Raw genomic sequence first — 26,994 nt, 5'->3', positions numbered from 1 at the left:
AGCACCGGATAGCCTGGACGACCGGGGCTCCCTTCATCCCGCAAATGACCGATCAGCTTCTCGAACCGGTACCACTTGACCAGGCCAGCCAACCGATCCAGCGCCGCATTGGCGCCGGCGCCCTTCGGCATCAGCGCTTCCACAAAGCTCGGCTGTCCTGTCCGCTTCACCGCCATCGATACCTCCAAGGCTTTGCCCTAGGGAATCACAACTGGCGAATTACGCAACAGGCCCACAAGGGGAGAAGGAAGAAACCTCACTCCCCGATCAGCGTCAGCCACTCGTCCTCAGTCAGCACCTTGACGCCGTGCTTGTTGGCCTCTGCGAGCTTCGAGCCCGCGCCGGGGCCGGCGACGACGAGATCGGTCTTCTTCGACACCGAGCCCGACACCTTTGCCCCTAAGCGCTCTGCAGTCGCCTTGGCCTCGTCGCGCGTCATCTTCTCCAGCGAGCCCGTGAACACCACCGTCTTGCCGGCGACGGCCGAGTTGCTCTTTGGCTTCTCGGCGTCGACGATCTCGACTTCCTTGGTCAGCCGCTCGACGATGCCGCGGTTGTGGCTCTCGCCGAAATAATCGGCGATGCTCTTGATCACGGTGTCGCCGATCTGGTCGAGCGCGTCCATGTCGGCCATCGCCTCCTCGTCGCCGTGAGCGATCTTGAGGCAGGCGTCGTGGAAGGTGTCCCAAGAGCCATAGCCGCGTGCCAGCGCCAGCGCCGTGGTCTCGCCGACATGACGCATGCCGAGCGCATAAATGAAGCGTTCGAGCGCGATTGTGCGCCGGCTCTCGATGGCGCCGAACAGATTGCGCACCGAGGTGGCACCGTAGCCCTCGATCTCCTCGAGTTTCAGCTTCGCGTTGCGCTTCTCCAGCGTGAAGATGTCGGCGGGCTCCTTGACCCATCCCTCGTCGAAGAAATACTGCAGCTGCTTCTCCCCTAAACCGTCGATGTCGAACGCACGGCGCGAGACGAACAGCTTGAGGTGCTCGACCTTCTGATAGGGGCAGGCGAACTCGCCGCTACAACGGGCGCGGGATTCCTCCTCGCCGGCTGCGGTTGCGCCGCGGACGACGTCGGTGTGCAGCGGGCACGGGCACTTCTTCGGGAAAGAGAATTCCCTGGCGCTCTTCGGCCGCTTGTCGAGGACGACATCCACGATCTGCGGAATCACGTCGCCGGCGCGCTGGACCACGACGGTGTCGCCGATCCTGATATCGCGCCCCTCGCGCAGCACCTCGCCCTTGTTGCCGATGCCCTTGATGTAATCCTCGTTGTGCAGCGTGACGTTTTGCACGATCACGCCGCCGACGCCGACCGGCTCCAGCTTGCCGACCGGCGTGAATGAGCCGGTGCGACCGACCTGAATCTCGATGTCGCGCAGCACGGTCATGGCCCGCTCGGCCGGGAATTTGTGCGCGATGCCCCAGCGCGGCGTGCGCGAGACGAAGCCGAGCCGCTCCTGCCAGTCGATGCGGTCGACCTTGTAGACAACGCCGTCGATGTCGTAGTCGAGCTCGGCGCGCTCTTCCTCGATGCTCTGGTGGAACGCGATCAGCTCCTCGACGGAATGACACAGCTTGGTCAGCGGATTGGTCTTGAAGCCGCAGCGCTCGAACCAGCCGATCATGCCGCTCTGCGTCGCTTCCGGCATCGCGCTCATCTGCCCCCACGCATAGGCGAAGAAGCCGAGGGGACGCGAGGCGGTGATGGTCGGGTCCTTCTGCCGGAGCGAGCCGGCAGCCGAATTGCGCGGATTGGCGAAGATGGTGTCGCCGGCCGCCTTCTGCCGCTCGTTGAGCGCGAGGAACGCCCTCTTGGTCATGTAGACCTCGCCGCGGACCTCGCAGATATCGGGGATGTTCCGGCCCTTCAGCTTTTGCGGTACGTCTTCGAGCGTGCGGATGTTGGCAGTGACATCCTCGCCGACCGCACCGTCCCCGCGCGTCGCCGCAGTGACGAGCTCGCCACCCTCGTAGCGCAACGACATCGAGAGTCCGTCGATCTTCGGCTCGGCGGAGAAATTGACCTTGTCGTCGTCGAGCTTCAGGAAGCGCACGATGCGGCCGACGAAGTCGCGCACGTCCTCCTCAGCAAAGGCGTTGTCGAGCGACAGCATCGGAACGGAATGCCGGACCTTCTTGAAGCGACCTGACGGCGCCGCGCCGACCTTCTGCGAGGGCGAGTCCGCGGTGACGAATTCAGGAAAGCGCTTCTCGATCGCATTGAAGCGTTGGCGCAGCGCGTCGTACTCGGCGTCGGTGACGGTGGGCGCGTCCTCCTGATAGTAGCGCTCGTTGTGCCCCTCAATCTCCAGCGCCAGCCGCATGTGCTCGACCTTGGCCTGGGCCTTGGTGAGGTCGGCGACGTCGCGAAGCGGTGTTGTTTTGGATTTTGCTGCTCTGACCATGGTGCTTGGATACGACGGAGCGGGTAGCACGGTAAAGGCGTGTGGAAATCTCGTGCCCCGGACGCAGCGCAGCGCTCCCGGCGATGCGGAGCATCATCCGGCGCGGTGCGCTGCAGAGCCGGGGCCCACGTGGCAGAAATCTGGGTCCCGGCTCTGCGGAGCAGCGCTACGCGCTGCGCCGCGTCCGGGACACACAATCAAGCCGTCGCCGCCTTCAGCAGCCTCTCCGCCGCCGCCCTCGCCTCGGCCGTAATCTCTGCCCCCGCCAGCATGCGCGCGATCTCCTCGCGGCGGTGGTCGGCGGCCAGCGCATTGACGCGGGTGGCGACGCGCTTGCCCTTGTCGAGGGCATCCTTGGAGATCAGGAGGTGCTGGTCGGCGCGGGCGGCGACCTGTGGGGCGTGGGTCACGGCCATCACCTGCACCTTGCCGGCAAGCCGCGCCAGGCGCCCGCCGATAGCGTCGGCGACCGCACCGCCCACGCCGGTGTCGATCTCGTCGAACACCAGCGTCGGCGCCGAACCGCGGTCGGACAGCACGACCTTGAGCGCGAGCAGGAAGCGCGACAGCTCGCCGCCGGAGGCGACCTTCATCATCGGTCCTGCCTTGGTGCCCGGATTGGTCTGCACCCAGAACTCGACGCGGTCGAAGCCTTGCGGGCCCGGAGCTGCCTCATCGGTCGCGACCTGCGTCATGAACCTGGCGCGTTCGAGCTTGAGCGGCGCCAGCTCGGCGTTGACCGCCTTGTTGAGCTTCTCAGCCGATTTCTGCCGCACCAGCGACAGCTTCTTGGCGGCGGCGGCATAGCGGCTATCTGCCTCGATCGCGGCCTGCTCCAGCTTTTTCAGCCGCGAGGCGCCGGCATCGATCAGCACGACGTCGGCGGCGTATTTGGCGGCCAGCGCGGCGAGCCCGTCGACCGGCGTCGAGTATTTGCGCGAGGCGGCCCTCAGCGCGAACAGGCGCTCCTCGATGCGTTCGAGCTCGGCCGGATCGAAATCGGTCGCGGCGAGTGCCGCCTGCAGATGCTGGTCGGCTTCCTCCAGCGCGTTGATCGCCATGTCGATCGCCTTCACGGCCGGCTCGACCAGTGCGGGCGAATTGACGCCGCGGCGTTCCAGCCGGCGTACCGCCGCCGACAGCGTCGAGACCGGCGAATGGTGGCCGCCGACAGCCTCCTGCGCCTCGCGCAAATCGGAGGCGATCTTCTCACCCTGCATCATGGTGGTGCGGCGGTTGGCGAGCGAGGTTTCCTCGCCGTCCTTGGGCGCGAGCTGCTTCAGCTCGGCGGAGGCGTGGCGCAGATAGTCGGCCTCCCGCGCGGCGCGCTCCATGGCGGAGCGATGCTCCTCCAGCGCGGTGTTGGCGGTGCGGCGTGCGTCCCAGAGCGTTTCGACCGCGGCGACGTCCTTCTCCAGGCCGGCGAACGCGTCGAGCAGGCGGCGGTGGGTCGCGGCATCGACCAGCGCACGCTCGTCATGCTGGCCGTGGATCTCCACCAGGGCGGCGCCGACCGCCTTCAGCGTCTGCACGCTGATCGACTGGTCGTTGATGAAGGCCCGGGTGCGGCCGTCGGCGAGCTGCACGCGGCGGAGAATCATCTCGCCGGTGTCCTCGAGGCCGTTCTCGGCGAGGATTTTCGTCGCGGGGTGATTCTTGGGGACATCGAACACGGCGGTCACCTGCCCCTGCTCCACGCCGTGGCGCACGAGGCCCGCGTCGCCGCGGCCGCCGAGTGCCAGCGCAAAGGCATCGAGCAGGATGGATTTGCCCGCACCAGTCTCGCCGGTCAAAACCGCAAGGCCGGTGGCGAATTCGATATCGAGCCGTTCGATCAGGACGATGTCACGGATCGACAGACGCGCCAGCATGGAACCAAATTTCCTAGCCGAGACCCATCTTCTTGAAAGTCCGGCTGATCCAGGACCCCTGATTCTCGCTCGGTTCGAGACCGCCGGATTTTACAAGATTATAGGCGTCCTTGTACCAGCGGCTGTCAGGAAAATTGTGCCCAAGCACGGCCGCCGCGGTCTGCGCCTCGCCGACAATGCCGATCGCCATATAGGCCTCGGTCAGCCGGAACAGCGCTTCCTCGACATGGCGGGTGGTCTGGTACTGCGTGACGACGGTCTTGTAGCGGTTGATCGCAGCCGTGTAGTCGCGCTTCTGCGCGTAATAGCGGCCGACATTCATTTCCTTGCCGGCAAGCTGGTCGCGCGCACCCTCGATCTTGGCCTTGGCGGATGTCGCGTATTCCGAGTTCGGATATTTGCGCACCACCTCTTCAAGGGCGGCGATCGCCTTCTCGGTGCGGGCCTGATCGCGGCTGGTGTCCGGGATCTGGTCGTAATGGGAGGCGGCGATCAGATATTGCGCATAGGCCGCATCCGGGCTGCCGGGATGCAGCGTGACGTAGCGGGTGGCAGCGCCGATGCAGCCGTCGAAGTCGCCGCCCTGGTAGGACGCATAGGCCGACATCAGCAGCGATTTACGGGCCCAGTCGGAATAAGGATGCTGGCGGTCGACCTCTTCGAACTTCTTGTTCGCCGCCTTCATGTCCTTCTTCTCGTTCATGAGGTACAGGCCCTCATTGTAGATCTTGTCGGCGGGCTCCTCGACGAAGGTGTCGTCCTTGGCGGTGAACTTGTCCCAGAGCGAGCCGGTGCCGCAGCCGGCCAGCGGCACCGCGAGCATCATGAAGGTGACGGCCTGAAGCAGCCCGCGGGCTCGCGACGAGACCGAGAAGTATCCGCGCGTCGTACGCTGTGCCGACATGAGTTTAAGCCCTGACGCCCTGTGATGCGGTGCCGCCAGCCCATGAACCCCGTCATGGGCGCGAAATGTAACCGTGGTGCCTGCCATGCGACCACGCCGATGTATCCGAAAAGCGATCTTTAACCAACCGGATAGGCAGGCATTTCGCCCGGATTAAGGCGAACGTGCCGCAATCCTAGCCGATCGTGGTTACCAGGAGTTTCCCGGGGTAAGCCGCTGCCTGAGGCAGGCGGCAACAGCTCTGTTCAGGACACGTCCGGCCCATAGGCCGCAGCGATCCGGCCGCCGACGATACCGCGACCGACCTCGCCCACGGGGCGCGTGGTGCGGCGGGCTGCCTCGCCCTCGACCACCCGCCAGGCGGTACGGTCGGCGAGCAGCGCGGTCAGCACAGCGTGGTTGAGCTTGTGGCCGCCACGCACCGAGCGGTAGGCGCCAAGCAGCGGCAGGCCGGCCAGCGACAGGTCGCCGATCACGTCCAGCACCTTGTGGCGGGCGCATTCATCGGCGTAGCGCAGGCCCTCGGTGTTGAGCAGCCGCTCGTCGTCGAACACGACGGTGTTGTCGAAGGAGGCGCCGAGGGCATAGCCCGCGCTCCAGAGCCGCGCGACGTCGCTCATCAGACCGAAGGTCCGGGCTCGGCCGACTTCGCGGCGGAAACGCTCCGGGTTGAGCTCGAAGGCGTAGCTCTGCTGGCCGATGACGGGATTGGTGAAATCGATCTCGACCTCGACGCAGAACCCATTGGCGTAGGGCCTGATCTCGCCGAAGGAGTCGCCGATCTTGACCGAGATCGGCTTCAAAACCTGGATGAAGCGGCGCTGCGCCGGCTGGGTAACGATGCCGGCCTGGTCGATCGCCGCAATGAAGGCCGCCGCGCTGCCGTCCATGATCGGCACTTCGGGACCGTCGATCTCGATGGTGGCGTTGTCGACACCCATACCCCGCAGTGCAGCAAGCACGTGCTCGGCGGTGGACACCAGCGGACCGTTGCGATCGCCGAGGACGGTGGCGAAGTCGGTCGCGATCACCTGCTCGGCGGTCGCCTGAACTTCGCGGTCACTTCCCTCGAGGCCGGTGCGGACAAAAATAAAACCCGCGTCGACAGGCGCAGGCCCAAGGGTGAGAGTGACGGGAAGACCGGAGTGAACGCCTACGCCTGCCACGGAGGCTTGCGCACGAAGCGTTGTTTGCCGGCTAAATTTCATCAGGAACCCGCCCCACTACGACCCACTGCGACTTATACTGGACTCACTTGGCCGGCCAGTGCCGGGCCCCTGCGAATCCGTATCCCCAAGTCACGCCAAACCATAGTCACTGCCTCAAACAGCGCCAACTCACGCTTTTTTACCGATTGTTACCCCAAACCTGCCGTATTCGCGCCAAGGCTTAACCAAATTGCGCCGAGGTTTTGGGTCGCTTCCGGCAGTTTGACTGAACACCCAAACACGTAATTAATGATTTAAAATCAGTTGCTTGTCTGCGCAATCCGGACATGCACGGGACAAAAGGAAAGGTCCCGGCAAGCTTGTTGCCGGGACCTTTTTTCGTCTGCCTTATTGTAATAATCCTCAGGTCGCCTGCCGCCGCAGGAAGGCCGGGATATCAAGATGGTCGTCGCCCTGTGGCGCCGGCGCAACAGGCGCCGGACGGCCGTGCATGTCCAGCCCCTGCGGCGCGGGGCGGCGGGCATACTCAGATACCGGCTCGCTCGATGCGATCTGCTGCGCCACGGTCTTCTGCTGGCGGCGCTCGGGCAGCGGCGGCATCGCGGGACCGGCGGTGCGGGCCGCGACCGGCGGCTCGCTTTCCTCGTCGCGACGGCCGAGGCCGACATTGGCGAGGCGCTGCAGCAGCGACAGGCGGGTCTTCTGCGGGGTCTCCTCCTCGACCTCGCCGCGGGCCTGGCGAATCTCGGCCTGGGCCGGCATCGGCAGCTCATCGAGGCGCGGCATCCGCGGCGCACGAACCGGCGCACGCTCGGCCTGCGGCGGAATGAAGTTCTCCGGCGTCATCGGCTCCTGCATCGCGGTCGGGGCCATGTCGGGCTCCGGGAACAGCGTCGGCTTCTGCGCGATCGGGCGCACGGTGACGTCGCCATAGGTCTGCATCGGCGCGGGCGCCTGCGGGACCTCCGCAACAGCGGCGGCGATGGCGGCGAGCGCGGCACGCTCGACATTCGGACGGGGCGCCATCGGCGCGGCAGCGACCGGGGCTGCGGCCGGAATCTGGCCTTCCAGCTTCTGGGCGCGCTCAGCCATACGCTGATTGTCGGCGCGGAGCCGCGCGGTCAGGTCGGCCAGACGGCTCTCGGCGGCGACGGCGGGGGCTGCGGGAGCCTGCTGCGCCTGCGGCGCCGCGTTCGCAACCGGAGCGGAGGTCGCCTGGCTGTTGCGGGCGATCGCGGCCTGCTCGATGCCGGTGGCAACGACCGAGACGCGGATCAGGCCGTCGAGCGCTTCGTCGAAGGTCGCGCCGACGATGATGTTGGCGTCCTGGTCGACTTCCTCGCGGATACGGGTCGCGGCTTCGTCGACCTCGAACAGCGTGAGGTCCTTGCCGCCGGTGATGGAGATGAGGAGGCCCTTGGCGCCCTTCATCGAGCTGTCGTCGATCAGCGGGTTGGCGATCGCGGCTTCCGCGGCGGTCAGCGCGCGCTTGTCGCCGGAGGCTTCGCCGGTGCCCATCATCGCCTTGCCCATCTCGCGCATGACGGCGCGGACGTCGGCGAAGTCGAGGTTGATCAGGCCTTCCTTGACCATCAGATCGGTGATGCAGGCCACGCCCGAGTACAGCACCTGGTCGGCCATCGCGAAGGCGTCGGCGAAGGTGGTCTTCTCATTGGCGACCCGGAACAGGTTCTGGTTCGGGATGATCAGCAGCGTATCCACGACCTTGTGAAGCTCGTTGATGCCGGCTTCGGCCGTGCGCATGCGGCGGCCACCCTCGAAGTGGAAGGGCTTGGTCACGACGCCGACGGTGAGGATGCCCATGTCGCGCGCGGTCTTGGCGATCACGGGAGCTGCACCGGTACCGGTGCCGCCGCCCATGCCCGCGGTGACGAACACCATGTTGGCGCCCGAGAGATGGTCGCGCAGCTCGTCAATCACCTCTTCCGCCGCCGCCGCGCCGACGTTCGGCTGCGAGCCGGCGCCGAGGCCTTGCGTGACCGCCGTGCCCATCTGCACGATGCGCTGCGCCTTCGACATCGTCAGCGCCTGCGCGTCGGTGTTGGCGACCACGAAATCGACGCCCTGAAGGCCCGCCGTGATCATGTTGTTGACGGCGTTGCCACCGGCGCCACCGACGCCGAACACGGTGATCCGGGGCTTCAGTTCGTGAATATCAGGAACATTGATGCTGATGGTCATGTTTGCCTCTCGATCACGCGCGCGTGGGTTCGCCCCGGCCGGCGGCCGCGGGAGTTGGTGAAAGTCGGGAATTGCGGAAATGAATCATCAGAAGCCCTCGCGTAGCCATCGTCCGACCTTTCCGAAATAACCGCCGGTCCCTGTCTTGACCTGCTGCCGCGTATGCCGCGGTTCGACATGTTCGTGGTGAACATATTGCGGGTAGACGAGGAGTCCGGCCGGCACCGCGAACGCGGCGTTCTTCGCCTCGTTGGGCAGCCGGCCGAAGCCGAGCGGACGTCCGACCCGCACGGGCCGGCCGAGAATCTGGGTGCCGAGTTCGACGAGGCCGGTCAGCTGCGAGGCGCCGCCCGAGAGCACGACCCGGCCGTTGGGCTCTGAGGCGAAGGGGGAATCCTTCAGCTTGTCCCGAACCATTTCGAAGACTTCCTCGGCACGGTGCTTGACGATGTTGGCGATGGTGGCGCGGGAGACGATCTGCGGCAGATCCTGCTCGTCACCGGCTGTCGGCACAGACATCAGCTCACGCGAGTCCGATCCGCCGGTGATGACGGTCCCGTATAACGTCTTGATTCGCTCGGCATCGGCAATGGTCGCGGAGAGTCCGCGCGCAAGATCCATCGTGATGTGTTGCCCGCCGACCGCAAAACCCGCCGCATGCACGAAACGGCCGCCTGAATAAACGGCAATCGTAGTGGTGCCGGCGCCCATCTCGACAACGGCGGCGCCGAGATCGGCCTCGTCGTCGGTCAGCACCGACAATCCGGCGACGTAAGGGCTGGCCGCCATGGCTTCGACATTGATGTGGCAGCGCTCTACCGCCAGCATCAGGTTCCGCGCCACGGTGGCGTCGCAGGTGACGACGTTCATGTCGACGCCGAACTGATGCGCAACCATGCCGCGGGGATCGCGGATGCCCTTGACGCCGTCGAGCGTGTAGCCGACCGGGAGCGCGTGCAGCACGGTGCGGCCTTCGCCGGTGGCATGACGCATGCCGGTGGAGGTGACGCGGCTGACATCGGCCTGCGTCACGGCGCCACCACGGATATCTGCGGCGGCTTCGACCAGTTGGCCGGAAAGCCGGCCGCCGGAGACCGAGAGCAGCACGGACTCGACCCGCACCTTGGCCATTTTCTCCGCGAGCGCGACGGCCTGGCGCACGGCCTGCTCGCATTCGGTAAGGTCGATCACCGCGCCGGCCTTCATCCCGCGCGACTGGATCTGGCTGTAACCGATCAGTTCCACTGCATGGGTGCGGCCGCGCAGCGCCTCGCTCGGCGGCGACGGCTTCAGCCGCGCGATCATGCAGGCGATCTTGCTGGTGCCGATGTCGAGGCAGGCGACCAGGCCGCCGCGCTTGTGCGGCATCGGGCGCGTCTTCGGGGTCTGGGTGCGATCAAGACCGGTCATGCGGAATCCCCGGCCTTCTTTTTCTTCTTGTCCTTGAACAGCTCCTCGCGCGCCTTGGCGGCGTCCTCGGACAGCTGCACCACCAGGCGATCAGGCAGGCGCATGTCGACGGCGACGATGTCGCGCGAGAACAGCCTGTCCTCCTTGTCGAGCTTGGACAGCATCGCCAGCGCGTTGCCGACGTCCTGCTCGGGCAGACGGATGTCGAGACCGTCCTTGAGCCTCAGGTTCCAGCGCCGCTCACCGACGAAGATCGCGGCCTTGGTGATCGAGTTGACCTGCGGATAGCGCGCCAGCAGCGCGAGGAAATCGCGGGCCTGGGTCTCGGCGCCCTTGCCGACCACGAGCGGCAGCGACAGGAAGCGGCGCGAGACATAGGGTTCGAGCACGGCGCCGTCATCGGCGATGACCGAGAGCCGGCCGGCCTCCTGCCACAGCGCGAATGCCTTGCGCTCGGTGAGCTCGATCATCAGCTGGCCCGGATAGAGCTTCAGCACGGTCGCATCCGCGATCCACGGATTGGCCTTGAGCTTGTCGCGCACCGCGTCAGCATCGAGGAACAGCAGCGAGGAACGGCCGCTGACGCCGCCGATGGCCAGGATCTCGTCCTGGGTCAGATGCTTGCGGCCATTGATCACGACGGAAGTGATGCGGAACCCGGCGGAATTGGCCAGCGCGTTGCGGGCATCGCTGACCGCGGTGATGAAATCCTGGAGATGGCCGCCCTTGACGATGCCGAAGCCGGTGCTGCCGATCAAAAGCAGCACGGTCATGCTGATCCCGACCCGGCGCGGCAGATAGCGCTCCACCAATGCGACCACGCGCGGCGGCGGCTCACGCTCGATGATGGCCTTGGCCTTGATCTTGGCGGCAGCACGCGCGGCGTGAAGTCTTTGCTGGCGCTTGTCCTGCAGCCACTCGCGCAGAAGCACGACCGCTCCGACAGCGGCCGCCTTCAGGTCAGCTTGGGGCCTCAGCGATCTGAAAAACGACCGGGTGAGGCTTCCTGCTCCATCCATTGCACGAGCTCGTCAACAGTTTGCCCGCGACATCGCGCGGATCCTGGCGAACATGACGTCTTCGACGTGCCGGGCCGGGTGCTGGTCTTCAGCAGAAGAAGCCTCTCCCCTTCAAAGCGTTCGCTGGAGGTGACATCACCCCCGACAGCTCACGCGCCGGCAGCCAAAGCGCCATATGCGCCGCCAGCGTTAACCTTCGGACGTCCTGGTAAACAAAAGGTAAAGTTCGTTAACGTCCGGCGCATTTTGCCCCGCGAGGTGAGGCATTTATGCCGCGATGTCCGGCATTTTACCGGTTTTGGACCCCAAACTGGCCCGTTTGGCCGATTCGGCCGTTAACCAGTCCTAATTATTTCCGCACGCGCTGCCCGGCGAGCTCCACCAGGCCGCGCAGGAAGTCGACGAATTCGATGCCCTCGGCTTTCAGCGCCTTGGGGTAGAGCGAGGACTTGGTCAGCCCGGGCAGCGTGTTGGTCTCGAGATAGACGAGGCCCTTGTCCGAGACGATGAAGTCCGACCGGGAATAGCCGGCGCAGGACATCGCGCGGTGCGCCAGCATCGCCTGCGCCTGCAGCGCCGCGGTGATCTCGGGTGCGAAACGGCCGGGGCAAATCTCCTGGGTCGACTTCAGGAGATATTTTGCGGCGTAATCGAAACTGCCCTCGCCCGGGATGATCTCGATCGGCGGCAGCGAGATGATCGAACCATCGGCGCGCTCCAGCACGCCGCAGGTCGCCTCGACGCCGGCGATGTAGGGCTCGATGACGTACTCTTCGTGCTTGGCCGCGTTGCGGACGGCGACGAGATCCTGCTTGGCGTTGACGAAGATCAGGCCATAGCTCGATCCGTCGCGCGCGGGCTTTGCGATCAGCCTTCCGTATTGGGCAAAAGCCTCGTCGATGTTGTCGAGCGCAACGTTTTCCGGCGGCATCACACCGCCGAGCGCCGCAAACCGCTTGGCCGCGAACTTGTCGAAGGCCAGATGCGAGGAGGCCGAGCCCGAGCCGGTGAAGGGCACGCCGCGCGCCTCGCACATCACCTGCAATTCGCCGTTCTCGGCACGTCCGCCATGCAGGCCGAGCACCAGCACCCGATCCTCGGCCCTGGCCTGGTCGAGCGCCTGCGCAAGCGGGATGCCGCGCGTTCCGGGCAAGAACTCGTCCTCGAAGGGGCGGGCATGTTCGAGCAACTGCTTCGACTGGACGGTGTGTACCTTGTCTTCGACGTCCCACCACCACAGATCGGCCTCGGGCAATGCCTGATGCAGGGCCTGGGCCGAGGCGACCGAAACCAGGCGCTCGCGGTTGGAGCCGCCGAAGAGGATGGTGATGCGCATTCGCTGCCTCGTGCTTTGTCATTCCGGGATGGTGCGCAAGCACCAGACCCGGAATCTCGAGATTCCGGGTTGCGCCGCGCGCCCCCGGAATGACTGTTAGGGGGAAACCCCAATCCGCTTGATTTCCCAGTGTAGCTCAATTCCGGAATTTGCCTTCACGCGTTCGCGCACGGTCTCGCCCAGCGTCTCGATGTCGTGCGCGGTGGCATCGCCCGTGTTGATCAGGAAATTGCAGTGCATCTCGGAGACCTGCGCGCCGCCGACGCGCAAGCCGCGGCAGCCGGCGGCATCCACCAGCTTCCAGGCGGAATGGCCGGGCGGATTCTTGAAGGTCGAGCCGCCGGTCTTCTCGCGGATCGGCTGCGCGGTCTCGCGATGGGTCTGCACGTCCGCCATGCGCGCGCGGATCGCCTCGCTATCCCTGATCTCGCCGCGAAAGCGCGCGGAGGTGAAGATGATGGAGGGATCGACGCCGCTGTTGCGGTAGACGAACTTCATGTCGGCGTTGGAGAACACGTGCTTGCTGCCGTCTCGCCCGACGCCGCGCGCCTCGATCAATACGTCCTTGGTCTCGCCGCCGTTGGCGCCGGCATTCATGCGCAACGCGCCGCCGATGGTGCCGGGGATACCGAAATAGAATTCGAGCCCGCCGACATTGGCGGATGCAGCCACTTCCGCCACGCGCTTGTCGAGCGTGGCTGCACCGGCAGTGACGATATCGCCGCTGGCGCTGGCCTCGCCGAAGGCGCGCGGCGCCAGGCGGATCACGACGCCCGCAATGCCGCCGTCGCGCACGATGAGGTTGGAGCCGACACCGACGACGTAGACGGGAACGTCGGGAGAAAGATGCGCGAGGAAGTAAGCGAGATCGTCCTCATCCGCCGGCGTGAACAGCACCTGCGCGGGACCGCCGACGCGAAACCAGGTCAGCTCGGCCAGCGACTGGTTGGCCAGCAGCCGCCCGCGCAGCTCCGGCATCGCGGCTTTGAGAGCGGGAGTGATGTCGGGGAAGGTCATGCGTGAACACTCACCTCGTGTGAGGGACGCAAGCTTTCTCCATTCCCTCCCCCCTTGTGGGGGAGGGGCAGGGAGGGGGGTAGCCCCAAGAGAGATCGGAGTCTGTGGCTACCCCTCTCCCCCGCCCTCCCCCACAAGGGGGGAGGGAGCGCAGTTTGCCGTGCGGCTGCCTGCAAGCCTCCCATCGGCATTCTCACCCCAGCGCCTTCAACTGATCCGGCAAGGCATATGCCCATTGCGTGATGTTGCCCGCTCCCAGGCACACGACGAGATCGCCGCTCTTGGCGATGCCGTGGACGATATTGGCCAGCTCGCCGGCATTCGGCAGCGGGACCACCTCGCGATGGCCGTGGGCGCGCAGGCCCGTGACGAAATGATCGCGGTCGATGCCATCGATCGGCGCTTCGCCGGCGGCATAGACGTCGGCGACAACGACCGCATCGGCATCGTTGAAGCAGGTGCAGAATTCCTCGAACAGCGATTGCAGGCGGGTGTAGCGATGCGGCTGCACCACGGCGATGATCTTGCCGTTGGTGGATTCCCGTGCCGCCTTCAGCACCGCCGCGATCTCGACCGGATGGTGGCCGTAATCATCGATCACGGTGACGCCGTTCCATTCGCCGGTCTTGGTGAAGCGGCGCTTGACACCACCGAAGCCGGCGATCGCCTTGCGGATTGCTTCGTCGGACACGCCGAGCTCGCGCGCGACAGCAATCGCCGCCGTCGCGTTGGAGGCGTTGTGACGTCCCGGCATCGGCAGCATCAAATCGGAAATCTCGTGCACGGCTCCGGTCTTGCGATCGCGGAACGCGACCTTGAACTTCGATCCGCCGCCCATCGGGGTCAGATCGACGAGCCGCGCATCGGCCTGCGGATTCTCGCCATAGGTGATGATGCGGCGGTCCTCGATCTTGCCGACGAGGCTCTGCACAATGGGATGATCGATGCACATCACCGCAAAGCCGTAGAACGGCAGGTTCTCGACGAAATGACGGAAGGCGTCCTGCACGGCCTCGAAGGTCTTGAAGTGATCGAGATGCTCAGGGTCGACATTGGTGACGATGGCGACATCGGTCGGCAGCTTCAGGAAGGTGCCGTCGCTCTCGTCGGCTTCCACCACCATCCAGTCGCCCGCGCCAAGGCGCGCGTTGGAGCCATAGGCGTTGATGATGCCGCCGTTGATCACGGTGGGATCGAGCCCGCCGGCATCGAGCAGCGTTGCGACCATCGTCGTCGTGGTGGTCTTGCCATGAGTGCCGGCGATGGCGACGCAGCTCTTCAGCCGCATCAGCTCGGCCAGCATCTCGGCGCGGCGCACCACGGGAATGCGCCGTTCGCGCGCCGCCATCAGTTCCGGATTGTCGCGCTTGATCGCGGTGGACACGACCACGACCTCGGCGCCGTCGACATTCTCGGCCTTGTGGCCGACCGAGACTTTTGCGCCCTTCTTGCGGAGGCGGTCGAGATTGTAATTGTCGGAAGCGTCCGAGCCCTGCACGGCATAGCCGAGATTGACCAGCACCTCGGCGATGCCGCTCATGCCGATCCCGCCGATCCCGACGAAGTGGATGGGTCCGATCTCGCGCGGCAGTCTCATGCTGTGTTCCCTGACCTCGCCGCCTTGCGCAGGCGGCATCTGGCGAAGGTCACGGCCAAATCAGCCGCGCGCCTTTCCTACTGGATGCCCCGCTTTAGAAGGCGAAGACAAGGGCTTTTTCGCGTCAGATTCCCGCGACCTTGACCACCAGATCAGCCAGTCGCTCAGCGGCGTCGAGCCGACCGGCGCCGCGGGCGGCCTGCGCCATGGCGGCAAGGCGCGCAGGCTCGGCGGCGAAGGCGGAGATTTCGGACGCCAACCGGTCGGAGGTGAACTCGGTCTGCGGGATGCGGATCGCGCCATCGACCTTGACCAGCACGCCGGCATTGGCGAACTGGTCCTGGTCGATCGAACCTGGCAGCGGCACCAGGATCGAGGGCCGGCCGATCGCTGCGAGCTCGGCCACCGTGCCGGCGCCGGAGCGCGATACCACGAGATGGTTTGAAGCGAGCCGTGCCGGCAAATCGGTGAAGAACGGCGCCAGCTCCACCTTGATCTTGAGCTTGTCATAGAGCGCGCGCACACGTGCCATGTCCTCGTCCCGCACCTGCTGGGTCAGCATGAGCCGGCTCCACAGCGCAGGCTCGAGCCGCTCGATCGCACCAGGCACGATGTCGGCCATGATGCGCGCGCCCTGACTGCCGCCGACGACGAGCAGGCGCAGCGGACCGTTCACCTCGGGCACTGCGTAAGGTACTGCAGCGGCGGCGAGCACCGCCGGGCGCATCGGAGTGCCGACCGTCGTGGTCTTGCCTGATAGCGCCGGATCGCGGTCGAGCACGCCGGGCAGCGACGTCGCGATCGCGCGTACGCGGCCCGAGAGGAACCGGTTGGCGCGGCCGAGCACCGCGTTGGCGTCGTGAATAATGCCGGGTACGCCGGCGAATTTGGCAGCGACCAGCGGCGGCAGCGTCGGATAGCCGCCGAAGCCGACGACGGCAACGGGCTTCAACCGCTTGATCAGACTATACGCAGAGAGCGTGCCGGCAGCGAGCGTGAGCCCGGCATAGGCGAGCTGCAACGGATTGCGGCCCCGCGCGGTCTCGCTCGAAACAACGTCGATCATGTCCTTGCTGAACAGCCCGCTGTAACGTAGCGCGCGCTCATCCGTGACGAGGCGGACTCGAAAGCCGCGCCGGATCAGCTCGACGCCGAGTGCCTCGGCCGGAAACAGATGGCCGCCGGTGCCGCCCGCGGCGAGAAGAATCAGGGGGGAATTGTCCATGGTCGGGGAGTTTTACAGGGAGTTTTCAGTCATTGCGAGCCGGCGACACGATGCTCGTGCCCTGGGCGCAGCGCAGCACGCCGCCCTTCGCGGCGTGGTGCGCTGCTGACCGGGGCCCAATCCTGCGATATGGGCGCGGCATTCTGGGTCCCGGCTCTGCGCTGCGCTTGTCCGGGACACGAGAGCAGCTACGCGTAACTCCGCATCGCGTCGGCATGGCCGCTGGCCTCGACCTCTGTGCGTGGGCGCAGCCGCGTCAGGGCCAGCATCATGCCGACACCATAGGCGAGCGACACGATCGAGGAGCCGCCATAGGAGATGAACGGCAGCGTCATGCCCTTGGCGGGGATGAGCTGGAGGTTCACCGACATGTTGATCGCGGCCTGCACGCCGAACAGGATCGCAAGACCCGAGGCGGCGAAGCGCGAGAACATGTCCTCATTGGCATAGGCGCGCGACAACGTGCGGATGACGACGAAGGCGAACAGCGTCAGCATCGCCAGGCACAGGATGATGCCGAACTCTTCGGCCGCGACCGCGAACACGAAGTCGGTGTGGCTGTCCGGCAGGCTGCGCTTGGCGATGCCCTCGCCCGGCCCGAGCCCGAACCAGCCGCCGTTGTAGAAGGCCTCCATGGCGGTATCGACCTGAAAGGTGTCGCCCGAGGCCGGGTTCATGAAGCGCTTGATGCGGCCTGCGACGTGCGGGACGAAGAGATAAGCGCTGAACAGGCCGGCCGCCCCGAGGCCCGCCAGGCCGAACACCCAGATCATGCGCATGCCCGCGATGAAGAACAGCGAGCCCCACACCATCAGGATCAGCATGGTCTGGCCGAAATCCGGCTCCATCACCAGCAGCGCGACCAGCATCATAAGCAGCACCAGCGCCATCGAGGTCGCCGGCATCTCCGGCCGCTTGGTCGATTCCGCGAACAGCCAGGCGGCGATCACGACAAAGGACGGCTTTGCGATTTCGGAGGCCTGGATGTTGACGCCGAGCAGCGTGATCCAGCGCCGCGAGCCCTTCACCTCCGGGCCTATCGCGAGCGTGAGCACGATCAGGATGATGCTCGCCGCGAAGATGATCAGCGCCGAGCGGCGGATTGCGCGCGGCGACAGGAAGGACACCCCGAGCAGCACCAGGCAGGACGGGAGCAGGAACAGCACGTGACGGCTGAAGAAGTGGAAGGGATCGAGCCCGATGCGGGTCGCAACCGGCGGACTTGCCGCCAGCGACAGGATCACCCCGGTCAGCATCAGCGCCAAAATGGCGCCCATCAGCGGCTTGTCGACGGTCCACCACCACTCGGAAAAGGGGGTGCGTTCTTCACGGGAGAGCATGGGCGGCCGCTTTCGGACAGAGGTCCGTCCATTGGTCGCCGAGGTTGGTTACCGCAGGGTTAATGGGACGGGTAACTTTTGAGAGAAGCCCCCTACCGGACTACGGACCCGGTGCCCTGACGAACCGATAGGGCAGGCCGCCAAAGGCGAGGGTCAGGACGCCATCCTCGGCGAACGAGAATTGCGTGCGTTCGAGTTGTGGCGCTGAGGGCTGATCGGTGACAATCGTCGAGCCCTCCACCCGATATCGAAGATTGATGATTTGACGTTTGCCCTGCTCCCGAATTGTGTAGCGCAGTCCACCATTGTCATCGAACTCAAGCGGGACATTTCCGAGTTGGGCCAGCGCCAACTCATCGGTCTCATCCACCAACCAGACGCCCAACAAACTCATGCGTCGTCTAGATCCCGCTTGGGCCGTTGATGCTGGCGCATTTACACCACCGGCTTCACGCCCGGCAGCGCCTGCACCAGCTCGCGGAACTTGGTGCCGCGGATCTCGAAGTTGCGGTACTGGTCGAAGGAAGCGCAGGCCGGCGAGAGCAGAACGACGGCGTCGGTGAGGTCTGAGGCTTCCGCGTCGCGCGCGGCGTTCTCTACCGCGACGTCGAGGGTCTGGCTGATCTCGTGCGCCACTTGCGTGCCCAGCGTTCCCGAAAACTCCTGCGCGGCCTCGCCGATCAGATAGGCCTTGCGGATGCGCGGGAAATAGCCGGTCAGGCCAGTGATACCTCCGGCCTTCGCCTTGCCGCCGGCGATCCAGAAGATATCGGCAAAGGAGGACAGCGCGTGCGCCGTGGCATCCGCATTGGTGCCCTTGGAATCGTTGACGAACAGCACGTTGCCGCGGCGGCCGACCTGCTCCATGCGGTGCGCAAGGCCGGGAAAGCTGCGTAGGCCGTTCTGCAGCACGTCCTGGCTGATGCCCATCGCCAGCGCGGCGGCGGCGGCGCAGGCCGCGTTCTGCGCGTTGTGCTGGCCGCGCAGCGAGCCGATGCCGCCGAGCGCGGCGATTTCGCTGCGGGCGCCGCCCGCGGTGCGCACGATATTGCCGTGCTCGACATGGATGCCTGATGCCAGCGGGTTCTTGACGGAGATCCGCACCACGGTCTTGCCGGCGCGGTCGAGCCGGTCGGCGATGTCGCGGCAAAAGCCGTCATGAACGCCGACGATCGCCGTGCCGCCAGTTTGCACGCCGGCAACGAGGCGCTCCTTCACCGCGGCGTAGTGCGCGATGGTGCCGTGGCGATCGATATGGTCCTCGCTGACATTGAGCAGGATGCCGACGGAAGGATCGAGCGAGGGCGTGAGGTCGATCTGGTAGGACGACATCTCGATGACGTGGACGCGGCCCATGCGCGGCGGCTCCAGCGACAGGATCGCTGTGCCGATATTGCCGCCCATCTGGGTGTCGTAACCGGCGACCTTGGTCAGATGCGCGATCAGCGCCGTCGTGGTGGACTTGCCGTTGGTGCCGGTGATCGCGACGAACGGCGCATCCGGCGCGTGGCGGCGCCGCTCGCGGCAGAAGAGCTCGATGTCGCCGATCACCTCACAGCCTGCCTCGCGCGCCTTCAGCACGCTCCAATGCGGTACCGGATGGGTCAGCGGCACGCCGGGCGCGAGCACGAGCGCGGTAAAATTCGCCCAGGACACGTTGCGCAAATCGGCAGTGATGAAGCCGGCCTGCGCGGCCTTGGCGACATTCTCGGCATTGTCGTCGGCGGCGATCACCTCGGCACCGCCGGCCTTCAAGGCGTGGCAGGAGGCAAGCCCCGAGCCGCCGAGGCCGAACACCGCGACCGTCTTGCCGGCGAAGGACGTGACGGGGATCATCGATCGATCACCGCAGCTTCAGCGTGGAGAGACCGGCCAGCGCCAGCATCACCGAGATGATCCAGAAGCGGATCACGATCTGCGGCTCGGTCCAGCCAAGCTGCTCGAAATGGTGATGGATCGGCGCCATCCGGAAGATGCGCTTGCCGGTGAGCTTGAACGACACCACCTGCACGATGACGGAGACCGCCTCCAGCACGAACAGGCCGCCGATCACCGCGAGCACGATCTCGTGCTTCACCGCGACCGCGATGGCGCCGAGCATGCCGCCGAGCGCGAGCGAGCCGGTGTCGCCCATGAAGATCGAGGCCGGCGGCGCGTTGAACCAGAGGAAGCCGAGGCCGGCGCCCAGCAGCGCACCGCAGAGCACCGCGAGCTCGCCGGTGCCGGCGACATATTTGATCTGCAGATATTCGGCGAACACCGCGTTGCCGGCGAGATAGGCGATCATCGCAAAGCTCGCGGTCGCGATCATCACGGGAACGATGGCGAGGCCGTCGAGCCCGTCGGTGAGGTTCACCGCGTTGCCGGAGCCGACGATGACGAAGGCGCCGAAGATGACGAAGAACCAGCCGAAATGCAGCACGGTGTCCTTGAGGAACGGAATCGTCAGCGCGGTCGATGCGGGATCGCGGTTCAGCCGCACCAGCGCGTAGCAGGCCACCAGCGCAATCGCCGCCTCGATCAGCAGGCGAAGCTTGCTGCCGAACCCGGTCGTGGTCTGCTTGGTCACCTTGAGGTAGTCGTCATAGAAGCCGACGAAGCCGAAGCCGAGCGTCACCGCCAGCACGATCCAGACATAGGGGTTGAGCGGATTGGCCCACAGCACCGTGCCGACCGTGAGGCCGGACAGGATCATCAGCCCGCCCATCGTAGGCGTGCCCTTCTTGGCGAGATGCGATTGCGGACCGTCGGTCCGGATCGGCTGGCCCTTGCCCTGGCGGATGCGCAAATGATCGATGATCCAGGGCCCGAACAGGAACACGAACAGCGCGCCGGTGACGACGGCGCCGCCGGTGCGGAAGGTGATGTAGCGGAAGACGTTCAGGAAGGTGCGAACGGCACCGAAGCCCGGAAATGTGTTGGAGAGCTCGATCAGCCAGTAAAACATTCAGACGGTCCTATGGCGCCTTTGCGCACGCGGTCTTGGCCTTGATCTTCTTGAGCTTGGCCTCAACGTGCCTTACGCGCATTCGCTGGTCTTCATCATGGTCGCGCGACCTCCGGGAAACCGGACGGCTTCGCGCCGCAAAGGGTGGGGTTCGGGAACAGCGCCTTCCAAGCAGTTTACGCCTTTGCCTGCAAGGCGGCCACCAGGCCCGGCACAAACTTGTTGACCCAGAACATCTTCTTGCTGCCCTTGACAACCACGACGTCGCCTGCCTTCAGCAGGTTCGCGACCTCACTCGGCTTCAAGGTGGCGGGATCGTCGTGCCAGCCGAGGCCCTTGCCGGCCGGGAGCACATCATAGAGATGGCGCATCAGAGGGCCGACGCAGTAGATCCCGTCGATCCCGTCGAGATGCTTGGCAAGGCCGGTGTGATAGCCTGGTGCATCATCGCCCAGCTCCAGCATGTCACCGAGCACGGCAACGCGACGGCCGCCGGTCACATTGCGCGCCTGGAGGCTTTGCAGCGCAGCGGCGACGCTGGCCGGATTGCCGTTGAAACTGTCGTCGATCACGGTGATACTGCCGACCGCCTGCTCGACGCCGCGGCCGGTCATGATGCCGACCCGGTCGAGCTTGATCGCCAGCGTCGCCGCATCGAGGCTCGCGGCGCGGATGGCGGCGAGCGCGGCCAGCGCATTCTGCACGCGGTGCGGCGCGCCCGGCGTCAGGCTGAAGGCGATCTGCTTCTTGCCGATCATGGCCACGACCTGCCAGCTCTCGCCATGCGGCGCGTGCGTGACCTCGTGCACCTCGGCATGCTCGCCGAAGCGCACCACCTTGCCCTTCCATTCGGATGCCTTCAGCCCGGCCGGCAGCACCAGCACCCCGTCCTCGGGCAGGCCGAGCGCGATCGACACCTTCTCGCGGCGGATGGCTTCGAGCGAGCCGAGCTTTTCCAGATGCACGGGCTGGACGTTGACGACGAGTGCGACGGTCGGCTGCGTCAGTTCGCTGAGCCGCGCGATCTCGCCTTGCTGGTTCATGCCCATCTCGACGACCCAGAGGCTGGCATCTAGCCTGGCATTGCACAGCGTCAGCGGCACGCCCCAGAAATTGTTGAAGCTCGAGGGGCTTGCATAGGCGTTCGGATAGGCCGCCAGAAATTCTTTGGTGCTGGTCTTGCCCGCGCTGCCGGTGAGCCCGATCACAGGCCCGCGGAAGCGGGCGCGGGCGGCGCGCGCGAGGCCCCAGAGGCCGTCGATCAGCGTGTCCTTGACGACGATCTGCGGAATGCGAATGCCCGCGATCTCGTGCGGCACGATCATCGCGACCGCGCCGGAAGCCTCGGCCTTGTCCGCGAACTCCCAGCCGTCGCGCGCGCTGGCGAAGGCCGAGACGAAGCCGCCGCTCGGCGTGCCGCTCAGCGCAACGAACAGGCTGCCCGGCTTCACCAGCCGGCTGTCCTGGGTGACGAAATCAATCGGCGTATCCGGAAATGATCCGGCAGCGCCCAGCGCGCGCGCGACTTCGGCAACCGTCCATATCGGCGCGCTCATGCAACCCTCGACGCTAATGCGGCGGCGACCGCCTCGTGATCACTGAAGGGCAGCACCTGGCCGCCGACGATCTGCCCGGTCTCGTGTCCCTTGCCGGCGACGAGCAGTGCATCGCCTTCCTGTAGTTCCTCGATCGCGGTTCGGATTGCCGCGGCACGGTCGCCGATCTCGCGGGCGCCCTTCGCCGCGGCGAGAATCGCGGCGCGGATGGCTTCCGGTTTCTCGCTGCGCGGATTGTCGTCGGTGATGATGACGCCGTCGGCATTCTCGGCCGCGATCTCGCCCATGATCGGACGCTTGCCGGCATCGCGGTCACCGCCGGCGCCGAACACGACGACCAGCTTTCGTTTCGCATAGGGCCGCAGCGCCTGCAGCGCCTTGGCGAGCGCATCGGGCTTGTGCGCGTAGTCGACGAAGATCGGCGCGCCATTGCGCTCGCCGACGCGCTCGAGCCGGCCCTTGGCGCCTTCGAGATGCTCGAGGCTTGCGAACACATTGGCGGCATCGCTGCCGGTACCGATCGCAAGTCCGGCCGATACCAGCGCGTTCTCGATCTGGAATTCGCCGACCAGCGGCAGCCGGACGGCATGGCGCTTGCCGCGATGCTCGACCGTCAGCTTCTGAGAAAATCCTTCGACCTTGGCGTCGGCAAGACGGATACCATCGCCTGCCCCGTCGCCGTTGCGGCCGACTGCCATCACGCGCAGGCCGCGCGATCTCGCCGCCTCGATCGCTTCCGCCGAGCAATCATGATCGGCCGAGATCACCGCTGCGCCGCCCGGAGAAACGAGTTCCCGGAACAGGCGGAGTTTAGCCGCAAGATAATGCGCGACGGTCGGATGATAATCCATGTGGTCGCGCGAAAGATTGGTGAAGCCGCCGGCCGAGACGCGCACGCCGTCGAGCCGGTACTGATCGAGCCCGTGCGAGGACGCTTCGAAGGCGAGGTGCGTCACGCCCTCGCGCGCGATCTCGTCGAGTTGCCGGTGCAGCGCAATCGGATCCGGCGTGGTCAGCGAGCCATAGACGGTGCGCTTGGGCGAGACGAGGCCGATGGTACCGATGCTGGCGGAGGCGTGCCCCAGCCGCTCCCAGATCTGGCGCGTAAACGCTGCGACCGAGGTCTTGCCGCTGGTGCCGGTCACCGCGGCGATGGTCGCGGGCTGCGACGGGAAGAATTTTGCCGCAGCCAGCGCCAGCGCGTGACGCGGATTGGCGACAGTGATGAACGGCACCTTGCAGGCAGCCGGCGCGTGGTCGCCGACGACGGCCACGGCGCCTGCGGCCACCGCGGCATCGATGAAGCGCGCACCGTCCGTCTTGCTGCCCGCGAGTGCGAAGAAGAGGTCGCCGGCCTTGACCACGCGGCTGTCGAGCGCAAGGCCCGTCGCCTCGAGCGCCGCGATTGCGGGCTCGATCGCGGCATCATTGCCTAAGAGGTCGCGCAGCTTCATGGTCTTCCAGTCGCCGTACCGAAAGCCGAATCTTGAGGGAAATCCCCGACTCAGCAGCGGCTACGGCCCACCCGATTGATTACTGGGTTGTCCTGGATGCTGCAAGAATAAGGCGCTCGGACGGCGGCAAGTCGAACCGCGGCTCGACGCCCAGAAGCGGCGCGATCCGCTCGATCACCTTGCCGCCGGTCGGCACCGCGTTCCAGCCGGAGGTGATGAAGCCCTTGGTTTCGGGAATCGCCTGCGGCTCGTCCAGCATGATCAGGATCTGATATTTCGGATCGTCGCAGGGCATGATGGCGGTGAACGAGTTGAGCACGCGCTTCTTGGCATAGCGGCCGTTGATGACCTTCTCGGACGTGCCGGTCTTGCCGCCGACATAATAGCCCTTGACGTCGGCTGTCTTGGCGGTGCCGATTTCGGCGTTGAGCCGCATCAGGAACCGCATCTTGTCGCTGGTCTCCGTCTTAATGACGCGCTTGGCCATCGCCGCCGCTTCGGATTCGCTGCGCTTCATGAAGGTCGGCGGAATCAGATAGCCGCCGTTCACCAGCGCGTTGATGCCCATCACCGCCTGCAGCGGCGCCACCGACATGCCCTGGCCGAACGCGATGGTGACCGTGTTCAGCTCACCCCAGCGGCGCGGGATCAGTGGAGCCGCGCTCTCCGGAAGTTCCGTGCGCAGCCGCGTCAGCTGGCCCATCTTGGCAAGGAACGCCTTGTGAGCCTCGACCCCCTGGCCGAGCGCGATCCGCGCGGCGCCGATGTTGGACGAGTAGGTGAACACTTCCTTGGTGTTGATGAAGCGTCCGAGCGGGTGACTGTCGTGGATGGTGAACTTGCCGTAGTGCAGGTTTCCGCGGGCATCCCACGACGTGTTCAAATTGATCTTTCCGGAATCGAGCGCCATCGCCAGCGTGAACGCCTTGAAAGTCGAGCCCATCTCGTAGACGCCGGTGGTCAGGCGGTTGATGCGGTCCGGGTCGTGCGCTTCCTTCGGATTGTTCGGATCGAAGTCCGGAAGCGAGACCATCGCCACGATCTCGCCGGTCTTGACGTTCGAGACGATGCCGGAGGCCGCCTTGGTGTGGAACTTCTCCTTGGCCTTCAAGAGCTCGTCCCGCAGCGCGTGCTCGACGCGCAGATCGATCGAGAGCTCGATCGGCTTTTGCAGCCGGTCGGTGGCAAAGCCCGCGCGATGGAGATCGGCGAGACCCTGGTTGTCGAGCCACTTCTCCATGCCGGCGATACCCTGGTTGTCGATGTTGACGAGACCGATGAGGTGGGCGACCTCGTTGCCGGTCGGGTAGACGCGCTTGTTTTCGCGCAGGAAGCCGATGCCGGGAATGCCGAGCTTGTGGATGGCCTGCTGCTGCTTCGCCGTGACCTCGCGTTTGAGCCAGACGAAGCCCTTGCGCGTCCTCAGGCGCTCGCGCACCTCGGCCTCGTCGAGGTCGGGCACGGTCGCCGTGAGAAGCTCGATCGCCTCGTCCTTGTCGATGATGCGGCGCGGCTCGCCGAACAGGCTCGCCGCCTTGACGTCGGTCGCAAGAATGGCACCGTTGCGGTCGACGATGTCGGGGCGTGCGGTCGCCACCACCTCCTGCGCCGCGGCGCGGCGTGCGCCATGGGCATCGGCGCCGATCGCGAACATCACGAGCCGCCCGCCGATCAGGGCGTAGACCGAGGCGAAGGCGAGCATGGCAAGACCAACGCGCGCGCGTGCCTTCGCGGCGCGGTCGACATTGCGCCCGTAGAGCATGCTGCGGATCAGCCGCTGGCGCCAGGGTTCCGTTGGTTTGGCCGGAGTCGCACCGCTCATTGCTTGTCCTCGGGCTGAGGCACGGAGCCCGTCACATTGTCAGGATCGCTCGCGGCTTCGATGGTGTTGAGCATGGCGCCGATCGGATCGGGCTCGCCCGGCCTGAACATCCGCGGCGGACGCTCCGGCAGGTTCTTCAGCTGGTCATATTGCGTGCCGTTAACCGGTTTGAGCTGCAGATGCCGGTCGGACAGGCCCTGCAGCCGATGGGGCGCATCGAGCTTGGCCCATTCGGATCGCAGCGAAGCGATCGCGTCGCGCTGTTCGCGGATCTCCGCATGCAGCCGCAGCACCTTCTCGACGCGCGCCGTGGAGTCCATCTTGATCCGGTAGACATAGGCCGCCGCGAAGATCAGCGCACCGATGACGAGGAGGTGGATGATGCGCATGCGCTAGCCGCCCCTCATCACGTCGGAGAGTTTTGGCCAGGACGATGGTTCGCCATCCTGATGCGCGGGCGCCGAGGTGCGCTCGGCGGCGCGGAGCTTTGCGGAGCGCGCGCGCGGGTTATGCGCGACTTCGTCCTCACCGGCGATTACGGGCCGCCGCGTCAGGAGCTGGAAGCTCGGCGGAACCTGCGCCACCTCCGGCAAATGCCGCGAGCCGCCGCCGGTTTTGGAACGCTCGGAGAGGAAATTCTTGACGATGCGATCTTCCAGCGAATGGAAGGAGACCACGACGAGGCGCCCGCCCGGCTTGAGCACGCGCTCGGCCGCAGCGAGCGCGGTCTGAAGTTCCTCGAGCTCTTCGTTGACGAAGATGCGCAGGGCCTGGAACGTCCGCGTCGCCGGATGAATGTCGCCGGGCTTGGAGCGCACCACCCTGCCGATGAGGTCGGCGAGCGCGCGCGTGGTCGTGAACGGCGTCTCCTGACGGTCCGCGACGATGGCGCGGGCGACGCGGCGCGAATGCCGCTCCTCGCCGAGGAGATAGATGATGTCGGCGAGATCGGCTTCCGAGGCGCGGGCGACGACGTCCGCCGCGGTCGGCCCCGCCTGCCCCATCCGCATGTCGAGCGGACCGTCGAGCCGGAACGAGAAACCGCGACCGGCCTGATCGAGCTGCATCGAGGACACGCCGACGTCCATCACGACGCCGTCCACGGCCTCGACGCCCTGCGCCGCGCAGACCTCGGCAAGATTGGAGAATCGGTCCTCGACCAGCGTCAACCGGCCCGCGGAGCGTTCGACCAGCTCGGCGCCGCCTGCGATGGCGGTGCCGTCGCGGTCAATGGCGATGAGCCGGGTTCCCGGCACGTCGAGGATGGCGCGGCTATAGCCGCCGGCGCCGAAGGTGGCATCGACATAGATACCGCCATCGCGCGGGGCGAGATGGGCGATGGCCTCACGGCCAAGAACGGGAATGTGCGGAGCCGGGCTCATGCGCCAGACCTGCTGGAGGCCCAGCCTGACGTCCAAGCGAGATTGGGGACGAACAAGCCCATGACGCCTCGAATGACTCCGTATCGCGGCGGTTCCACGACCGCACCGTCCAGCATGGTTACCGCGCCCAGTCGTCCCGGGCGGCAAACCCAATGTTCCCAGCGGAATTTGTCGGGCAGCCATGGGATTTCGAGCCAAAATACGCTTTGGCCGCCTCCGGACGCGGGTCGGCTCTTCATCCCTCAGTAACGGCCCTTAGCGTTAAGAAAGCGTTGCTCGGCTCGTGACAAGTCGAAAAGCTGATGCGGCGGTGATGCTTCATCCACACACTTG

Annotated in this window: 20 protein-coding genes; all 20 read right to left on the bottom strand. The window is 65.9% G+C overall.

The annotated features are described in order from the left end of the window. Positions 1 to 256: 256 nt before the first annotated feature. Complete coding sequence (gene ligA / locus A3AS_RS0116520) at positions 257 to 2,410, bottom strand: NAD-dependent DNA ligase LigA (RefSeq protein ID WP_018318687.1); 2,154 nt, start codon at positions 2,408 to 2,410, stop codon at positions 257 to 259. A gap of 197 nt (positions 2,411 to 2,607) precedes the next feature. Beyond that, complete coding sequence (recN, locus tag A3AS_RS0116515; protein WP_018318686.1) at positions 2,608 to 4,281, bottom strand: DNA repair protein RecN; 1,674 nt, start codon at positions 4,279 to 4,281, stop codon at positions 2,608 to 2,610. A gap of 13 nt (positions 4,282 to 4,294) precedes the next feature. After that, positions 4,295 to 5,185 carry an outer membrane protein assembly factor BamD gene (locus A3AS_RS0116510; RefSeq protein WP_026202056.1) on the bottom strand — a complete coding sequence of 297 codons (891 nt, stop codon included), beginning with the start codon at positions 5,183 to 5,185 and terminating at the stop codon, positions 4,295 to 4,297. A 245-nt stretch (positions 5,186 to 5,430) separates the two neighbouring features. Beyond that, positions 5,431 to 6,393 (bottom strand): UDP-3-O-acyl-N-acetylglucosamine deacetylase, encoded by a 963-nt coding sequence (gene lpxC, locus A3AS_RS0116505; protein WP_018318684.1) that lies wholly within the window; start codon positions 6,391 to 6,393, stop codon positions 5,431 to 5,433. A gap of 363 nt (positions 6,394 to 6,756) precedes the next feature. After that, a complete protein-coding gene (ftsZ, locus tag A3AS_RS0116500) occupies positions 6,757 to 8,556 on the bottom strand; it encodes a cell division protein FtsZ (RefSeq protein ID WP_018318683.1) in 1,800 nt (599 codons plus the stop codon). Between the two features lie 87 nt (positions 8,557 to 8,643). Continuing rightward, positions 8,644 to 9,966, bottom strand: a complete 1,323-nt coding sequence (ftsA, locus tag A3AS_RS0116495) for a cell division protein FtsA (protein ID WP_018318682.1) — start codon at positions 9,964 to 9,966, stop codon at positions 8,644 to 8,646. Then, entirely contained in the window at positions 9,963 to 10,985 is a 1,023-nt protein-coding gene (locus tag A3AS_RS0116490) for a cell division protein FtsQ/DivIB (protein WP_018318681.1), read from the bottom strand. Before A3AS_RS0116490 ends, ftsA begins: the two co-directional genes overlap by 4 nt. A 349-nt stretch (positions 10,986 to 11,334) precedes the next feature. After that, the gene (locus tag A3AS_RS0116485) at positions 11,335 to 12,321 is read right to left on the bottom strand and encodes a D-alanine--D-alanine ligase (protein WP_018318680.1); all 987 of its coding nucleotides are present in this window, start codon (positions 12,319 to 12,321) and stop codon (positions 11,335 to 11,337) included. Positions 12,322 to 12,417: 96 nt separating this feature from the next. Then, on the bottom strand, positions 12,418 to 13,338 hold the full coding sequence (gene murB, locus A3AS_RS0116480; protein ID WP_018318679.1) for a UDP-N-acetylmuramate dehydrogenase: 921 nt from the start codon (positions 13,336 to 13,338) through the stop codon (positions 12,418 to 12,420). Positions 13,339 to 13,531: 193 nt separating this feature from the next. Then, positions 13,532 to 14,935 (bottom strand): UDP-N-acetylmuramate--L-alanine ligase, encoded by a 1,404-nt coding sequence (murC, locus tag A3AS_RS0116475; protein ID WP_026202055.1) that lies wholly within the window; start codon positions 14,933 to 14,935, stop codon positions 13,532 to 13,534. Positions 14,936 to 15,059: 124 nt separating this feature from the next. After that, positions 15,060 to 16,160 carry an undecaprenyldiphospho-muramoylpentapeptide beta-N-acetylglucosaminyltransferase gene (murG, locus tag A3AS_RS0116470; protein ID WP_018318677.1) on the bottom strand — a complete coding sequence of 367 codons (1,101 nt, stop codon included), beginning with the start codon at positions 16,158 to 16,160 and terminating at the stop codon, positions 15,060 to 15,062. A 188-nt stretch (positions 16,161 to 16,348) separates the two neighbouring features. Continuing rightward, the gene (ftsW, locus tag A3AS_RS0116465; protein ID WP_018318676.1) at positions 16,349 to 17,500 is read right to left on the bottom strand and encodes a putative lipid II flippase FtsW; all 1,152 of its coding nucleotides are present in this window, start codon (positions 17,498 to 17,500) and stop codon (positions 16,349 to 16,351) included. A gap of 100 nt (positions 17,501 to 17,600) precedes the next feature. Next, the gene (locus A3AS_RS0116460; protein ID WP_018318675.1) at positions 17,601 to 17,894 is read right to left on the bottom strand and encodes a hypothetical protein; all 294 of its coding nucleotides are present in this window, start codon (positions 17,892 to 17,894) and stop codon (positions 17,601 to 17,603) included. A gap of 41 nt (positions 17,895 to 17,935) precedes the next feature. Further along, positions 17,936 to 19,336 carry a UDP-N-acetylmuramoyl-L-alanine--D-glutamate ligase gene (gene murD, locus A3AS_RS0116455; protein ID WP_018318674.1) on the bottom strand — a complete coding sequence of 467 codons (1,401 nt, stop codon included), beginning with the start codon at positions 19,334 to 19,336 and terminating at the stop codon, positions 17,936 to 17,938. A 7-nt stretch (positions 19,337 to 19,343) separates the two neighbouring features. Further along, positions 19,344 to 20,447, bottom strand: coding sequence for a phospho-N-acetylmuramoyl-pentapeptide-transferase (gene mraY, locus A3AS_RS0116450; protein ID WP_018318673.1), 1,104 nt, complete (start codon positions 20,445 to 20,447; stop codon positions 19,344 to 19,346). Between the two features lie 176 nt (positions 20,448 to 20,623). Continuing rightward, complete coding sequence (murF, locus tag A3AS_RS0116445) at positions 20,624 to 22,003, bottom strand: UDP-N-acetylmuramoyl-tripeptide--D-alanyl-D-alanine ligase (RefSeq protein ID WP_018318672.1); 1,380 nt, start codon at positions 22,001 to 22,003, stop codon at positions 20,624 to 20,626. After that, entirely contained in the window at positions 22,000 to 23,457 is a 1,458-nt protein-coding gene (locus A3AS_RS0116440; RefSeq protein ID WP_018318671.1) for a UDP-N-acetylmuramoyl-L-alanyl-D-glutamate--2,6-diaminopimelate ligase, read from the bottom strand. The genes murF and A3AS_RS0116440 overlap by 4 nt, the downstream gene beginning before the upstream one ends. Positions 23,458 to 23,536: 79 nt before the next feature. After that, entirely contained in the window at positions 23,537 to 25,279 is a 1,743-nt protein-coding gene (locus A3AS_RS0116435; protein WP_018318670.1) for a penicillin-binding protein 2, read from the bottom strand. After that, a complete protein-coding gene (locus A3AS_RS0116430) occupies positions 25,276 to 25,668 on the bottom strand; it encodes a hypothetical protein (protein WP_018318669.1) in 393 nt (130 codons plus the stop codon). Before A3AS_RS0116430 ends, A3AS_RS0116435 begins: the two co-directional genes overlap by 4 nt. Positions 25,669 to 25,671: 3 nt before the next feature. After that, on the bottom strand, positions 25,672 to 26,661 hold the full coding sequence (gene rsmH / locus A3AS_RS0116425) for a 16S rRNA (cytosine(1402)-N(4))-methyltransferase RsmH (RefSeq protein ID WP_026202054.1): 990 nt from the start codon (positions 26,659 to 26,661) through the stop codon (positions 25,672 to 25,674). Positions 26,662 to 26,994 lie beyond the last annotated feature (333 nt).

This window comes from Bradyrhizobium sp. WSM2793 (assembly GCF_000379585.1).
Classification (GTDB): Bacteria; Pseudomonadota; Alphaproteobacteria; order Rhizobiales; family Xanthobacteraceae; genus Bradyrhizobium.
Note: the sequence above shows the minus strand (reverse complement) of the source record. Positions and strands in the feature narration are given on the sequence as shown.